The 14,536-nt window shown below is 63.9% G+C and carries 19 protein-coding genes; 11 read left to right on the top strand and 8 right to left on the bottom strand.

Features of this window, described 5'->3' with window-relative positions; genetic code table 11:
• Positions 1-141: 141 nt before the first annotated feature.
• Positions 142-981: a PhzF family phenazine biosynthesis protein gene (locus V3C40_RS11360; RefSeq protein WP_331777473.1), complete on the bottom strand. Its 840-nt coding sequence runs from the start codon at positions 979-981 to the stop codon at positions 142-144.
• A 17-nt stretch (positions 982-998) separates the two neighbouring features.
• Positions 999-2,393 carry an MATE family efflux transporter gene (locus V3C40_RS11355; RefSeq protein ID WP_219329272.1) on the bottom strand — a complete coding sequence of 465 codons (1,395 nt, stop codon included), beginning with the start codon at positions 2,391-2,393 and terminating at the stop codon, positions 999-1,001.
• Positions 2,394-2,582: 189 nt separating this feature from the next.
• Here V3C40_RS11355 and V3C40_RS11350 point away from each other — a divergent pair, with 189 nt between their 5' ends.
• The 6 genes from V3C40_RS11350 to V3C40_RS11325 all read left to right on the top strand — a co-directional run bounded on the left by V3C40_RS11350 (position 2,583) and on the right by V3C40_RS11325 (position 7,576).
• Positions 2,583-3,248, top strand: a complete 666-nt coding sequence (locus V3C40_RS11350; RefSeq protein ID WP_331777472.1) for a beta/gamma crystallin family protein — start codon at positions 2,583-2,585, stop codon at positions 3,246-3,248.
• Between the two features lie 179 nt (positions 3,249-3,427).
• Positions 3,428-4,300, top strand: coding sequence for a beta/gamma crystallin-related protein (locus V3C40_RS11345; RefSeq protein ID WP_331777471.1), 873 nt, complete (start codon positions 3,428-3,430; stop codon positions 4,298-4,300).
• 101 nt (positions 4,301-4,401) lie between these two features.
• Positions 4,402-5,397 (top strand): beta/gamma crystallin-related protein, encoded by a 996-nt coding sequence (locus V3C40_RS11340; RefSeq protein ID WP_070303666.1) that lies wholly within the window; start codon positions 4,402-4,404, stop codon positions 5,395-5,397.
• Between the two features lie 160 nt (positions 5,398-5,557).
• On the top strand, positions 5,558-6,244 hold the full coding sequence (locus V3C40_RS11335) for a beta/gamma crystallin-related protein (RefSeq protein ID WP_331777470.1): 687 nt from the start codon (positions 5,558-5,560) through the stop codon (positions 6,242-6,244).
• A 96-nt stretch (positions 6,245-6,340) separates the two neighbouring features.
• Positions 6,341-7,261, top strand: coding sequence for a DnaJ C-terminal domain-containing protein (locus V3C40_RS11330; protein ID WP_072454394.1), 921 nt, complete (start codon positions 6,341-6,343; stop codon positions 7,259-7,261).
• A gap of 3 nt (positions 7,262-7,264) precedes the next feature.
• Positions 7,265-7,576 carry a MerR family transcriptional regulator gene (locus V3C40_RS11325; RefSeq protein ID WP_070303663.1) on the top strand — a complete coding sequence of 104 codons (312 nt, stop codon included), beginning with the start codon at positions 7,265-7,267 and terminating at the stop codon, positions 7,574-7,576.
• 3 nt (positions 7,577-7,579) lie between these two features.
• On the opposite strand, the gene V3C40_RS11320 is transcribed toward V3C40_RS11325, so the two are convergent.
• Positions 7,580-7,807 (bottom strand): hypothetical protein, encoded by a 228-nt coding sequence (locus tag V3C40_RS11320; RefSeq protein ID WP_219329284.1) that lies wholly within the window; start codon positions 7,805-7,807, stop codon positions 7,580-7,582.
• A 149-nt stretch (positions 7,808-7,956) separates the two neighbouring features.
• On the bottom strand, positions 7,957-8,871 hold the full coding sequence (locus V3C40_RS11315) for a LysR family transcriptional regulator (RefSeq protein WP_331777469.1): 915 nt from the start codon (positions 8,869-8,871) through the stop codon (positions 7,957-7,959).
• 134 nt (positions 8,872-9,005) lie between these two features.
• Between V3C40_RS11315 and V3C40_RS11310 the strand changes: the two genes are divergently transcribed.
• The 3 genes from V3C40_RS11310 (at position 9,006) to V3C40_RS11300 (ending at position 10,766) form a co-directional block, all read left to right on the top strand.
• Positions 9,006-9,611, top strand: a complete 606-nt coding sequence (locus V3C40_RS11310) for an FMN-dependent NADH-azoreductase (protein ID WP_058051372.1) — start codon at positions 9,006-9,008, stop codon at positions 9,609-9,611.
• A gap of 144 nt (positions 9,612-9,755) precedes the next feature.
• Positions 9,756-10,262 carry a nuclear transport factor 2 family protein gene (locus V3C40_RS11305; protein WP_331777468.1) on the top strand — a complete coding sequence of 169 codons (507 nt, stop codon included), beginning with the start codon at positions 9,756-9,758 and terminating at the stop codon, positions 10,260-10,262.
• A gap of 360 nt (positions 10,263-10,622) precedes the next feature.
• Positions 10,623-10,766, top strand: coding sequence for a hypothetical protein (locus V3C40_RS11300; protein WP_217916871.1), 144 nt, complete (start codon positions 10,623-10,625; stop codon positions 10,764-10,766).
• Here V3C40_RS11300 and V3C40_RS11295 read toward each other — a convergent pair.
• A complete protein-coding gene (locus tag V3C40_RS11295) occupies positions 10,748-10,987 on the bottom strand; it encodes a TIGR02450 family Trp-rich protein (RefSeq protein ID WP_331777467.1) in 240 nt (79 codons plus the stop codon). The two genes, V3C40_RS11300 and V3C40_RS11295, sit on opposite strands and share 19 nt — an antisense overlap.
• A 72-nt stretch (positions 10,988-11,059) precedes the next feature.
• On the opposite strand from V3C40_RS11295, the gene V3C40_RS11290 reads away from it, so the two are divergent.
• Together V3C40_RS11290 and pncB are read left to right on the top strand one after the other, a co-directional pair.
• Complete coding sequence (locus V3C40_RS11290) at positions 11,060-11,923, top strand: cysteine hydrolase (RefSeq protein WP_331777466.1); 864 nt, start codon at positions 11,060-11,062, stop codon at positions 11,921-11,923.
• A gap of 79 nt (positions 11,924-12,002) precedes the next feature.
• Entirely contained in the window at positions 12,003-13,193 is a 1,191-nt protein-coding gene (gene pncB, locus V3C40_RS11285) for a nicotinate phosphoribosyltransferase (protein ID WP_070303660.1), read from the top strand.
• Positions 13,194-13,201: 8 nt separating this feature from the next.
• Here pncB and V3C40_RS11280 read toward each other — a convergent pair whose 3' ends face one another.
• From V3C40_RS11280 to V3C40_RS11270, 3 genes are all read right to left on the bottom strand, one after another.
• Positions 13,202-13,501 (bottom strand): antibiotic biosynthesis monooxygenase family protein, encoded by a 300-nt coding sequence (locus V3C40_RS11280; RefSeq protein ID WP_034759700.1) that lies wholly within the window; start codon positions 13,499-13,501, stop codon positions 13,202-13,204.
• Between the two features lie 83 nt (positions 13,502-13,584).
• Complete coding sequence (locus tag V3C40_RS11275) at positions 13,585-14,058, bottom strand: host attachment protein (RefSeq protein WP_331777465.1); 474 nt, start codon at positions 14,056-14,058, stop codon at positions 13,585-13,587.
• A 27-nt stretch (positions 14,059-14,085) separates the two neighbouring features.
• Positions 14,086-14,496 carry a hypothetical protein gene (locus tag V3C40_RS11270; protein ID WP_331777464.1) on the bottom strand — a complete coding sequence of 137 codons (411 nt, stop codon included), beginning with the start codon at positions 14,494-14,496 and terminating at the stop codon, positions 14,086-14,088.
• Positions 14,497-14,536 lie beyond the last annotated feature (40 nt).

Below are 14,536 nucleotides of genomic sequence, written 5' to 3'. Positions count from 1 at the left end.
TTGAGCGTTGCCTAAGCGTAAGACGATACCAGAGCGTGCCTCTTTATGCGATAGCCCCGGCCACGGAATATGGGCGTGCTGGCCGTATTTCCTTCGTGAAAAATATCCAGGCACCATCCATTCGATGGCGCTTTGCCCGGTTCAGGCCAATATCGACCCCGTGACGACGCAAAGGCAGGCGCCGCCTATCCAGGCTTGACCATCGCGGAAGCTGACGGACACGCGGCCGTCGCGCTGCAGGCAGGTGCCCTGGCGGACAGTGTAGTCGCCACCGGCCAGCAGGTGCGCGATGCAGGCGTTGGCACTGCCCGTGACGGGGTCTTCCACCAGCGCGCCATGTTCGCTGAGCAGCGCGCGCACTTCGTAATCGGCCGGCCCGCCCGCAGCGTGCGGGCCGTACAGCGCCAGGCCGTCCGCTCCGGCTGCGGCCAGCAAGGCCGTCAGCGATGCGATATCGACACGCACGGCCAGGCAGGCGGCGGCGCTTGCCAGCGACACGCACAGCCAGCGGATGCCCATGTCGACGACGGTGCCGGCAGCGGCCGGCGTGCCGGCCAGCGCGGTTTGCAGCAGCGGCAGCAGAGTGGGTTCGAGCGCGCGCGCCGTGCAGGGCGGCGCCTGGAACGCCAGCCCGCCGCCCGCCTGCTGTTCAATGTGCACCAGGCCGACGCCGCATTCCTGCACGATGCGCGCGCCTTTCGGCTGCATGCCGGAGTCGAGCAGGGCGTGCGCCGTGCCCAGGGTCGGGTGGCCGGCGAACGGGAATTCCATCTCGGGTGAAAAAATCCGCACGCGGTAGTCGGCTGCCGGATCGTGCGGCGCCAGCACGAAGGTGGTTTCCGACAGGCCCGTCCAGCGCGCGATCGCCTGCATCTGCGCGGTATCGAGGCCGTCGGCGTCGAGCACCACGGCCAGCGGATTGCCCATGAAAGGCAGGCTGCTGAAGACATCGACTTGCCTGAAGGGGCGCGGCTGCGGCATGGCGAATTCCTTGAAAGTTATGGCACCGCGCGCAGGCGCTGCAGCGACAGCCGGTTCAGATACCAGGTCAACAGCACGGCGGCCACCGTCAAGCCCGTGACGAGGCCGATCCAGAAACCGGCGGCGGCCATCGGTTCGGCCGGCGACCAGATGAAGCCAGCCGGCGCGAGGCCCAGTACATAGCCGATCGGCAGCGAGAAGCCCCAGAAGGCCAGCAGCTGGATCAGCATCGGCTGGCGCGTCACCTTGTAGCCGCGGATGGCGCAGGACGTGGCCACCTGCGTCGCGTCGGACAGCTGGAATAGGGCGGCGAACAGCAGCAGCTGCGCGCACAGCGCCTGCACTTGCGGGTCGGACGTGTAGGCTTGCGCGATCTGGTGGCGGAAGAGGGTGATGACGGCGGCCGAGACGATGGCCGCCGTCAGCGACATGGCCACGCCCACCCAGGAAATGAAGCGGGCCTTGCGCAAATTGGCTTCGCCCACGGCGTGGCCCACGCGGGTGACGAGCGCGATGCCGAACGTGAGCGGCACCATGAAGACGACGGACGAGAAATTCAGGGCGATCTGGTGCGCCGACACCTGGATCACGCCGAAGCGCGCCACCAGCAGGCTGATGACGCCAAAGGCGCTCACTTCGGCAAAGTAGGTGACGCCGATGGGCAGGCCCAGGCGCAGCATGGGGCCGATGGACGACAGCTGCGGCCATTCCCAGTGCGTGAACGGATACGTGGCGCGGTAGGCGGGCGCGATCCTGATCCAGGCCAGCATGGCCAGCAACATCATCCACACGCAGCAGGTGGTGGCCACGGCGCAGCCCACGCCGCCGAGCTTCGGCATGCCCCAGTGGCCGTAGATCAGCAGGTAGTTGACGAAAATGTTCAGCGCCAGCGCGGCCAGCGCGATCACCATCACGGGCTTGGTCTGGTTGATGCTGGTGCTGTAGCCGTACAGCGCGCGATAGGCGGCGAATGGCGGCAGCGCGCAGCTGATGATGTGCACGAACAGCTTGGCTTTGGCTGCCACGGCCGGTTCGAGCATCAGATGGTCGAACACGAGCGCCGCCATGTTCGTCAGCAGACAGGCGACCAGTCCCACGAGCAGCGCCTTCCACAGCGACTGGCGCACGATGTGCGGCACTCTGTCGTGGCGCGCGGCGCCGATTTCATGCGCCACCAGGGTATTGATCGCCATCATGATGCCGCTCACCGTGACGAGCACGATGGACCAGATGGCCGCGCCCAGCGACACGGCCGCCAGTTCCTCGGGATTCGTATGGCCCGTCATCGCCACGTCGGCCGCGCCCATGCCGACGGTGGCCAGCTGGCCGATCAGGATGGGCCAGGCCAGCTTCCACAGCGACGAGACTTCAGTGCGGATGGCGGGCAGGGTGAACGAGGTAGTGTGTGGCATGGGCGGAAAGCTTGACTAAACACAAGATTCTACCGGCATTCGCCGTGCTTGTCCGCCGTGGCGCCCCGGGCGCTGGGGCACGGTAATCATTTGTTACAGCTAAGTGGGCCAGTCGCGGATAGACTGCGCGCTCTATTTGGCAAAATGACCAAATAGTCAACCGCAGTACCCTGACTATGGAGCAAGACCATGCTGAGACACACCCTGAACTGCGCGCTGTTGCTGGGCGCCGCCATGACGGCCGAACTGGCCGGCGCCGGCGAACTGACCCTGTATTCGCGCGACGATTATCACGGCCGCTCGCAGACCGTGCGCGATGCCGTCGCCGACCTGGAAGACGTCCGTTTCAACGACACGACGCAAAGCATCCGCGTGCGCTCGGGCCGCTGGGAAGCGTGCGAGGAAGCCGATTTCCGCGGCGATTGCTTCCTGCTTGAGGCGGGCGAGTATCCGTCGCTTGACGACCGCGCCAACAAGATCACGTCGCTGCGCGAAGTGCGCGGCGGCTGGGATGGTCATCCGGGCCGTGATCGTGACCGTGGGCGAGACCGGGACGGCCGCTGGGAACGCGACCGGGAGCGCGGCCATTTGCCAGGGCGCTCGCTGGGCGGCGAACTGACCTTCTATACGCGCGACGATTTCGTCGGCCGCAGCTTGAGCGTGCGCAACGCTTCGGCCGACTTGCGCGAGCGCGACTTCAACGACACGGTGCAAAGCGTGCGCGTGCGCTCCGGCTATTGGGAAGTGTGCGAGGACGTGGGCTTCCGTGGCCGCTGCCGCACCTTGGAACCGGGCGAGTACGCGAGCCTGGAGCGCATGAGCAACCGCATCTCGTCGGTGCGCGAAGTGCGCTGATGCGGGTCAGTTAGCATCTCAAATTGCAATAACCGGTTCGTGCAGGGCCGGCTATTGCTTTTGGTAACAATTTATTGTGCTTTTACCATACTTTGTTACACCGTTTTTTCTACGGATGGCTACACTGACATCAGTTGTCATGTCGATCACTTGCCTTTGCCGCCACCGGAGACCTTCCCATGAATCGCCCGTTCGCCTTTGCTCTGCTGTGCGCCAGTTCGCTGTTTGTCCATCTCGCGGCGCAGGCCGGCGAGATCCGTCTGTACACCGATGACAATTTCAAGGGACGCGTCGTGGTCTTGCGCGATACGACGGACGACTTGTCGCGCGTCAATTTCAATGACACCGTCTCGAGCATCCAGGTCGATTCGGGCAGCTGGGAAGTGTGCACGCATGGCGATTTCAAGGGCGATTGCAAGACCCTGGAAAGGGGCGACTACCGCTCGATGCCGGGCATGAACGATAAAATTTCATCCGTGCGCGAAATCGGCGCCGGGCAGGGCGGTGGCAGCGGCAATGGACGCCGCGCGGCGCTGGAGCTGTACGCCGGCGGCGGCCAGCGCGGCGCGTCGGCGGGCGTGAATTCGGACCGCGACGACCTGGTCGACATCGGTTTCAACGACCGCGCCAGCAGCGCGCGCGTCGAGTACGGCTACTGGCAGTTGTGCAGCGATTCCAACTACCATGGCAGCTGCCGCGTATTCGGGCCTGGCAGCCACGATGATCTGGGTAGCCTGAATGGGCGCGTGTCGTCGGCGCGCCTGGTCGATCCGCGCGAGGAAAACCGTCCGCAAAATGACGAGGGCCTGGTGGTGCTGTATGGCCGCGCATACCTGAAGGGGCGGGGGCTGCAGGTGAACCGCGACGTCAGCGACCTGGTGCTCCTGAACTTCAACGACCAGGCCGAATCCATCGCCATCAACGAAGGCACCTGGGAAGTCTGCACGAACTCGCAGTTCAACGGCAGCTGCGAGCGCATGGGGCCGGGCAAGTATGAAGTGCTGGACACGGCGCTCGACAAGCGCATTTCCTCGCTACGCCGCCTGTACTGAATGCATGATCGGGCCTTCCCGCAGCCTTGTATTTGTTACACTAGCATCCTGGCGTTTTGGCCAGGCAAATCATCACCAAAGAATGAAGAATGGAGTTAATCATGACGGGCCCTTTCAAACACACGCTGGCATGCGCGGCCACCTTGCTGCTCTCGCTGGGGGCCCATGCGGCCGCCCATGCGGGCGATATCACCTTGTTCGAAGATGTTGATCTGCGTGGCCGCGCAGTGAACCTGCGCGAGACGACGGACGATCTGTCGCGCATGGGTTTCAACGACAAGGCGTCGAGCATCCTGGTGCGCTCGGGTACCTGGGACGTGTGTACCGATGCCGGTTTCCGCGGCAATTGCCGCACCCTGGGGCCGGGCGAATACCGCTCGATGCCGGGCATGAACGACGCCATCAGTTCGGTGCGCGAGTCGGGGCGCGGCGATGGCTACAACCCGGGACGTCCCGGACGCGATCCCGACCGGGGCCATGGCGGCGGCTATGGCCGTGGCGGCACCCTGGAAGTGTATTCGGGCGCGGGCCAGAATGGCGGCTCGGCGCGCCTGAACCGCGACACGGACGATTTCGTCAATATCGGTTTCAACGACCGCACCAGCAGCATCGTCGTCTATAACGGCTACTGGCAGCTGTGCAGCGATTCGAACTACAACGGCGTATGCCGCATCTTCGGCCCTGGCCGCCACGACGACCTGGGACGCGGCCTCGATGGGCGCGTCTCGTCGGCGCGCATGGTCGACGAGCGCGAAGCGCGCCGCCAGCAGCAGTACGATAACCAGTACCAGCGGCCGCAGTACGACCAGCCGCAATATCCGCAATACCAGCAGCCGCAGTACCAGCAGCGCGGCGCCGTGCTGCTGTTCCCCGAAGCGGGCATGCGCGGCGAACCGCTGGCGCTGGACCGCAATGCGGAAGACCTGGTGCGCTACAACTTCAACGACCGCGCCTCGTCCATCGTCGTCAACGATGGCCAGTGGGAAGTGTGCAGCGATTCGAACTTCCATGGCCGCTGCGAAGTGATCGGGCCGGGCGAATACGGCCGCCTGAACGCCATGGAAAACCAGATTTCCTCGCTGCGCCGCGTACGCTGATTTTCTTCTGCCGCCATGCAGACAGGCCGCCTGCCGGGTTCATCCCGCCAGGCGGTTTTTACATTCGCTGCCGTGCGCTGACATTTGCTTGCCCTTTGTTACACTCGCCGCCTGCCGCCTGGTCTACACTGGCGAAAATGTCATCAGTATTGGAGTTGTCATGGTTTTATCTTTCCGGCCCGCGCTGTTGTGCGCCGCCACCTTGCTCGCCCCGCTTGCCGCATCCGCGGGCGAAATCACCCTGTTCGAGGACGCCGGTTTCCGCGGCCGTCCCGTGACCCTGCGTTACGACACGGGCGACCTGTCGCGCATGGGCTTTAACGACAAGGCCTCGAGCATCATCGTGCGCTCGGGCACGTGGGAAGTGTGCAAGGACGCCAATTACCGTGGTAACTGCCGTACTTTCGGACCTGGCCGCTACGGCAGCATGCCGGGCATGAACGACGCCGTTTCCTCCGTGCGCGAAGTGGGCCGCCCGGGTCATGGCGGCGGCGATCACCGACCGTATCCGCCGCGCCCGCCGCGTCCTGAGCCGGATCGCCCCTATCCCGGTTATCCCGGTCATGGCCACGGCGGCGGCCACCGTCCCGACGCGAATGGCACCGTGCTGCTGTTCCCCGACGCCGGCATGCGCGGCCGCCCCGTGCGCCTGGACCGCGAAGTGCACGACTTGAGCCGCTATGGTTTCAATGACCGCGCCGAATCGGTCGTCGTCAATTACGGCCGCTGGGAATTCTGCGTCGACGCCAACTTCCGCGGCCGCTGCGTGGTGATGGGACCAGGCAGCTACGGCCGCCTGCACGGTGGCCTCGACCGCCGCATTTCTTCGGTGCGCCGCGTGCGCTGATCCCGCCGCCGGGCGGCGCTGTATTGTGCGCACGCTGTCCTTTGACCAATTCGTGTACTCTTCCCATAGGCACTTCAACCATGGGGAGCAGGCACGGTGGAATACAAGGACTACTACAAGGAACTTGGCGTCGAGAAGACGGCGTCCGAGGCCGATATCAAGAAAGCGTACCGCAAGCTGGTGCGCAAATACCATCCCGATGTCAGCAAGGAGCCGGACGCCGACAAGCGCACCAAGGCCCTGAACGAGGCCTACGGCGTGCTGGGCGACGCGGAAAAGCGCGCGGCCTACGATGAACTGGGCCGCAACCCTGGCGCACAAGGCCAGCCATTCCGGCCGCCGCCGGACTGGGGTGCGGGCTACGAATCGTCGGGCGCCGACGACAGCGATTTCTTTGCCGACCTGTTCGCCCACGTGGGCGGACGGCGCCGCGCCAACAGCACCTTCCAGATGCAGGGCGAGGACAGCCACGCCGCCATCACCATCGACCTGCAGGACAGCTACCAGGGCGCCAAGCGCCACATCGTCATGCGCGTGCCCGAAGCGGATGCGCAAGGCCACGTGGTGACGCGCGAGCGCACCCTGGAAGTGACGATACCGAAAGGCGTCACGGAAGGCCAGCAGCTGCGCATGAAGGGGCAGGGCAATCCAGGCAGCGGTGGCGCGCCCGCCGGCGATTTATACCTGGAAATCCGCTTCCGTCCCGATGCGCGCTACAAGGTGGAAGGGCGCGACGTCTTCGAGACGGTGCCCGTCACGCCATGGGAAGCGGCGCTGGGCGGCGACATCGACGTGCCCACGCCATCGGGCACGGTGACCGTCACCGTGCCGCCCAATTCGCAGACGGGGCGCAAGCTGCGCCTGAAGGGACGCGGCATTCCCGCTGCCCAGCCGGGCGACCTGTATCTGCTGCTGGAAGTGGTGCTGCCGCCGGCGAACGACGACAAGGCGCGCGAACTGTATGCAACCATGGCGCGCGAGATGGCTTTCAATCCGCGCCAGAAGCTGGGAGGCTAGATCATGACAAACAAGGTAATTGGCGAATTGCTGGAAGACCGTGCCCTGAGCCTGGAAGAGCTGGCGCGCGCCTGCGCCGTGGAGCCGGACTGGGTGGTGCAGCACGTGCGGACGGGTGTGCTGCTGCAGGACGGCCCGCCGGCGGGCCAGCTGACGGCCTGGCGCTTCACGAGTCTGGACCTGGTGCGTGCGCGCCGCCTGCATGAAATCGAATCCGTGTTCGACGCGAACGCCGAACTGGCCGCGCTGGTGGTTGACCTGTCGGAAGAAGTGGCGCGCCTGCGCCGGCGCCTGCACGTGCTGGGCGTCGAGTAGGCCTCAGGCAGGCTCGCCGTGCCGCTGCACGGTGATCCTGCCGATATAGAACTGCCCGTCGACGACGACGCGGTGCGGTATGCCGGCCACGTCGAAGCCGGGGCCGCCGTCTTCCATCCATTCCTGCGCCAGCGAGTCGAACTGCTGCGGCGTCATGCGCAGCATCTGCGCCGTGATGACGAAGCGCGCGCCAGGTTTTTGTTTGTTGACGAAGTCGTCGATGCCGGCCATGTGAATCCTTGTAATTGAAAGTTGACCCAAGTAAGGCCGGGGTCGGACCCTCAGGGGCAACCCGTCCCAATGGGACGGGTTGCGATCCCGCAGGGACTGACCCCAGTGTCTGCCGTTGGGGGGCTAATCATACCTGTGGCCCACTTTTTCTAGAAGCCCTGCACCAGCAACGGCAACTGCTCCGCAAACCGCTCCGTCAGCCACTTGCCCGCCTGCCCCGGCGGCGTGTCGGCGCGCTGGATCAAATAAATCGGGTAATTCTCGCCATTGTCGACGGCCAGCGGCAGGTGCACCAAACGGCCTTCGGCCAGGTCCTCGCGCACCATCGCTTCGGGCATGTTGCCCCAGCCCAGGCCGGCGCGCAGCAGCGCGTGCTTGGAACCGAGGTCGCCCAGGCGCCAGTTGCGTAATCCCAGCACGCCGAAATCCTGGCCCTCCGTCAGCACGCTGCGGTCGCTGAGTACCAGCTGCACGTGTTCGCGCGCCACGCTCGAGGCAATCGGCCCGGCCAGCTGCGCCAGCGCGTGGCTGGGCGCGGCCACGGGGATCAGGCGCACATGGCCGACGGCCATACGCTCGAAGACGCTGGCCATGGCCGTCATCCAGCCACCGAGGCCGATGTGGCAGCTGCCATCCATCACCAGCTGCGCCACGGCGCCCATCGCTTCGATGCGCAGGCGCAGGGCGACGGTGGGGAACTGTGCCTGGAACGCTTCGAGAACGCGCACCAGCACGCAGGTGGGAAACATCACGTCGACCACCACCGACACTTCCGCCTCGAGCCCGCCGGCCAGCGCCTTGGCCCGCGCGCGCATGCCATCGACCTTCAGCGCCACGGCCCGCGCGTCGGCGAGCAGGGCCTTGCCCGCGTCCGTCAGGGTGGGCTTGCGCTTGCCACGGTCGAGCAGCACCACGTTCAGCTGTTCTTCCAGGTTGGCGATGGTGTAGCTGATCACCGATTGCGTGCGGTGCAGCTGGCGCGCCGCGTGGGCGAAACCGCCCGCGTCGATGACGGCGACGAAGACGCGCAACTGGTCGAGCGAAGGCTGGCCCGGTTCTCTCATGACAACTCCATATCTAAAAATTCGATGCTAACCATTTATATTTACACGGTTTCATCGATAGTAGACCCGAACTATGATGTGTGCAAGTGCAGCAAACGCCGCACCCCCATCTATCGTTCTTGAAGGAGTGCATCATGGCAAACGTACTACACATCAATAGCAGCGTGCGCAACAGCGGTTCCCTGTCGCGTCAACTGTCGGGCGAATTCGTCGCCAAACTGGCCGCGCAAGGCGACACCATCGTCGTGCGCGACCTGGCCGCGCAACCGGTGCCGCACCTGACGGAAGAGGTGATGGGCGCCTTCTTCACGCCGGCCGAGCAGCGCAGCGCGCAGGCGGCCGCGGCCGTGCAATTGTCCGATACCCTGGTCGATGAATTGCTGGCCGCCGACGTGCTGGTGCTGGCCGCGCCCATGTACAACTTTTCCGTGCCCTCGACCCTGAAAGCGTGGATCGACCACGTGGCGCGCGCGGGCCGAACCTTCCAGTACACGGCCAATGGCCCCGTCGGCCTGGCCACGGGCAAGAAAGCCGTGATTTTCACGGCCAGCGGCGGCGTCTACAGCGAAGGCCCGGGCGCCGCGTATGACTACCTGAGCACCTATCTGCGCACGGCGTTGGGCTTCATCGGCATCACGGACATCGAGTTCGTGCAAGCCGAAGGCGTGGCCATGGGCGAGGACGCCGTCACCAGCGCGATCGCCAAGGGCCGCGCGTCGATCGAAGCCCTGGCTGCCTGATATACGCCTTTCGAGGGATTGCCAAGCTGGCATGCTTGGCATAAGCTTGCCGGCGGCACGCCCCGTGCCAGGCCGGCGAGCCGTTCGCCATGAAAGTCCCTCATGCACCACCAGTTGGCCAGTGCAGTATTGTTCGGATGTTCTTTGTTTTCAGCAGGTATTGCGCTGGCACAGACCGCGCCTCCCGCGCCGTCCCACGTGGGCCGCCACGCCTCCACGCCCGAGGATATCCGCGCCATTGAAAAAGTCGTCGCCGACTTCCAGGCGGCGCTGATCGCCAAGGATGTCAAGCGGCTGTCGTCGCTGATGCTGCACACGAACATCCTGTTCGCCTCGCCGGCCGATGACGCTTTCATCCAGAAAATGCGCGACACGACGGACGTCCACTTCGACGGCGTCGCGGCGGCCGGCTACGTCGGTTTCGCCAACTACATCAAGCGCGAACCCCTGCGCACGGAAGAAAAATTCTACAACGTCAAGATCACCCAGGACCGCCATGTCGCGTGGGTCAACTTCGACTACGAATTCCTCGTCGGCGACAAATTGTCCAACTATGGCGTCGAAGCGTGGCAGATGGTCAAGCGCGATGGTCAATGGAAAATCCTCAGCGTCGTCTGGTCCATGCATGCCGCGGCCGAGGCGGCGAAATAGGGCAGGCGCCAGCGGCGTTCAGTACAGAGTTGCCTTCTCATAATTTTTTCGCATCGTCTATACTTTCAGTGGGCGTGCCGCCATGCCTCAAGGTGAGGTCGGCGTTCAAGTTTTTCCCTGTGCCGCGTAATAAAAAGCAGATAAGTGAGTCAGTATCCTGAGCAAGCGCGATTGCATGTATTCCAACCCTACGCCGGGTAGGGCCGTTGAGACAGGCTACCCGGGGATGTCATTTTTGGAGCAAACATCGTGCCGATAAAGTACGTTGATACGTATGAAATAAATTACACGGCGGAACCCTTACGCGGTTGCAAACTGTGGGGCGCCTATGTGTCCCTGTACACCCCATCGAGCAATCCCATGCACAGGAACAATATCGTCAAAAAGCACCGCGTGCTGGCCGACCATCCGTTTGCGACGGAAGCCGAAGCCGTCAGCGAAGCGGCCGAGGTGGCATTGCAGCTAGTCGAGCGGCGCCAGCGCCGTTACGTCTTCCACCCCTGATGCCACTGCGCCGCATCCTGCAGCGCGCGCCAGGGCAGGATCTGCACGTGGCCCGAATGCACGGCTTCCAGTTCCACGTGCGTGACGGGTTCATCTGGCGTGGCTGCGGCGCACACCTTGATGACGAGAAAATGTTTTTCCTTGTTGACGGGCGTCACCGCCGTCCATTTGCTGTTGAGTAATTTGTTTGGACGCAAGTTATTGCGATGTGGAAGGTGCATGGCGGGCCCGGGATTGGCGTGATGGCGATGTTGCCATTATCATGCAAGTTCCCGCCACGCACGAGGACCGCCATGAAACGCCAGCTGCACCTGCTTGTCATCGACCCGCAAAACGATTTTTGCGACCTGCCCGCCGAATGGCTGCCTGCCGGCGCCGCGCCGTCCCTGGCCGTGCCCGGCGCCCACGCCGACATGCTGCGCGTGGCGCAGTTGATCCGCGAAGGGGGCAATGGCCTGACGCAGATCAGCGTGACGCTCGACGCCCACCACCGCTACGACATTGCCCACCCCGCCTTCTGGCGCACGGGCGATGGCGGCGCGGTGCCGCCGTTCACGCAGATCACGGCGCAGCAGGTGCGCGACCGCTTGTTCCTGCCCGCCGCCAGCGATGCCTTGCCGCGTGCGCTGGCTTACCTCGATGCCTTGCAGCAAGCGGGGCGCTATCAGCTGATGGTGTGGCCCGTGCACTGCGAGATCGGCAGCTGGGGCCAGAATATCCACGCGGCCGTGCGCGCCGCCTACAACGCGTGGGAAGTGGATCACCTGCAAGTGGTCGCCAAGCTGAGCAAGGGTTCCAATCCGTGGACCGAGCATTACTCGGCCGTCATGGCGGAAGTGCCCGATGCGCAGGATGCGGCCACCCAGCTCAACCTGGATTTCCTCGCCACCTTGCTGCCGGCACAGCAGATTTATGTCACCGGCGAAGCGGGCAGCCACTGCGTGAAAGCCAGCACCGAGCACATCGCCGACTACCTGGAAGCGCAGCAAGGCAAGACGGCCCTGTCGCGGCTGGTGCTGCTGACGGACTGCATGAGCCCCGTCACGGGCTTTGAAGCACAGCAGCGCGATTTCCTTGCGGCCATGCACGAGCGCGGCGTGCGGCTGGCGACATCCGCCGACGTTTTGCCCGAGTTGTTGGCAAACGCAAGCGATTAATGCTTTCCTGCAAGCGAACCCTGCTGAAATGCTTGCGGTGGCGTACTATTCTGGCTTCAGGAAGTTGGAGAAAACACACATGACCCCGATAGTGCGCAGTTTGCTGGAAACCGATCTGTATAAATTTACAATGTGGCAAGCATTGCTGCACGGTCATCCGAATACCCATACCGAATACGAATTTGTCTGCCGCAACGCCACGGCCTTTCCCCTGGCCGAATTGAAGGGCGAGCTGGAAGAACAGCTCGACCACCTGTGCTCGATGTCGTTTGCCGACGACGAGCTGGCTTATCTGCGCACCCTGCGCTTCATGAAGAGCGACTTCGTTGACTTCCTGACGGTGTTCCGCTTCCAGCGCAAGTTCATCGACGTGAGCACGGATGGCGACACCTTGCTCGTGCACGCGGCCGGGCCGCAAGTGCATGTGATGGGCTTCGAGATTTTCGTGCTGTACATCATCAACGAACTGTATTTCCGCCGCTTCGACCTCGATGCGGCCATGCGCGAAGGGCGCCATCGCCTGGGCTTGAAAGTGGAAGCCGTCAAGGAATTCGGCAAGCTGCCGCGGCGCAAGCATCCATTTGAATTTTCCGACTTCGGCGTGCGCCGGCGTTTTTCCGGCGCCTGGCACGACGAAGTGGTGCAGCGCCTGGCGCGCGAAGTGCCCGAGTATTTCAAGGGCACGTCGAATGTCTACCTGGCGAAAAAGCTGGGCATCGTGCCGATCGGCACCATGGCGCATGAATACATGCAATCGTTCCAGTCGTTCGGCGTGCGCCTGCGCGACTTTCAAAAGGCGGCACTGGAAGACTGGGTGCAGGAATACCGGGGCGATCTGGGCATTGCCTTGACCGACGTGGTCGGCATGGATGCTTTCCTGGCCGACTTCGACCTGTATTTCGCCAAGCTGTTCGACGGTTTGCGCCACGATTCGGGCGATCCCGTCGAGTGGGGCGAGAAGGCGCTGGCCCACTACGCGGCCCTGCGTATCGACGCCAATACCAAGCGCCTCGTGTTTTCCGACGGCCTGGACCTGGACAAGGCGTTTGCCCTGTACCAGCATTTCGCCGACCGCATCATGACGGGCTTTGGCATCGGCACCAATCTCACCAACGATGTCGGCTTGACGCCACTCAACATCGTCATGAAACTGGTGCGCTGCAATGGCCAGTCCGTGGCGAAACTGTCGGATTCGCCGGGCAAGACCCTGTGCAAGGATGAGACCTTCCTCGCCTACCTGCGACAGGTCTTTCACCACCCCGCAGTGTAGGTGCCGGTCTAGAAGCCTGTGACCACCGTATCCATGTGCTCGACCTGCGGCGGGGCGGCGAAAAATTCACCGACCAGGCCGCGCCATGCCTGGAAGTCGTCGCTGCCGCGGAAATGCACGGTATGGTCTTCCAGGGTTGTCCAGCCCACCACCAGGCGGTAGGCATCGCTATTTTCGATCGAGCGCTCGAGGCGCATCGACTCGCAGCCGCGTGCGCGCTGGAACAGGGGGACGGCTTTCGTCACGGCCGCTTCGAAGGCTGCGTGCGTGGCCGATTTGATCTGGATGTGGGCAATTTCAAAAATCATGGCAAGTTCCGGTTTTGAAAGAAAGAACGCAGATCTTGCCACAGATTGTGCCCGCTTGCGGATGGCGATGAGGCCACTGCCGTTCAGCTGTCGCCGCCGCTCCTGTCCAGCGCTTGCTGCAAATAGGCTTCCAGTTGGGGCACGTTCATGCTGGCGACATCCCTGGCCAGGGCATGGCTGAGCCGTTTTTCCACCTGGGCATCGAGGCTTAGACGCAACTGCCCCAGGAACTTCGGTGCGGCGACCAGGCACAGCTTGCTGTAGCGCTGTTGCTGCAAGCCCTGCTGCAGCACTTGCGCGATATGCCGTGCAAACTGTGCGTTCGCATGCTCGACCGGCGTCACCCGCGGCTCGGTTGTGTGCGCCTGCGTGCCCGCCTGGGTCCCCGCGCGCATGCCGCTGCCGAAGCGTCCGCTGGCGTCGCTGTTCAAGGCGTTCTCGTTTTCGCGGCCCGCCGGATTGACGAAATCTTGCAGCTCACCCAGCTGGTTTTGCTGTCCCAGCGCAAACAGCCGCGCGCGGCTGCTGTCGGCCACGACCACCCATGTGACATCCATGCTTGTTCTCCTTGCTGTGTGCGCCGGCTAGCGCGACAGGGCCGCCACGCCGCCGTGCCTGTCCTGGCCGCAGCGGGCCGTGCGCTGTTCGATATCGCTGCCGCCGCACGTCTGCAGGATGGCGTGCGCGCGTTCCTGCTCCTCGGCGTGGCGCGTGGCCACCACCAGGCGGACCATGCCGCGGAACGCCGTCTTGCCGTAGTTGCGCCGGTACATATGGTTGTCGCCGCCGAACAGGGTATTGATCGTCCGTTCCAGCCGGCTGGTGAGGGTGTCGCAATTGCCGACCGTGAAATTGCCCTGCACGGGGCCAGCTTCATCGTCGCCCGCGTCCAGCTGTACGGCGTGCGAAGGGAAACCCTCGGCCAGCAACCGGTTGCGGGCGCGCTCGGCATCGGCTAAATGGTCGAAGATACGTATCAGTGTGCTGCTGTCCATGGCCCTGCCTTTCAACGAGGTGTGCTTGATTTGACCGGCG

Origin of the sequence: Janthinobacterium sp. LS2A (assembly GCF_036543145.1) — a bacterium.
Lineage (GTDB): Bacteria > Pseudomonadota > Gammaproteobacteria > Burkholderiales > Burkholderiaceae_D > Janthinobacterium > Janthinobacterium aestuarii.
The sequence above is the reverse complement of the archived record's forward strand: the minus strand, read 5'-3'. Positions and strand labels throughout refer to the sequence as shown.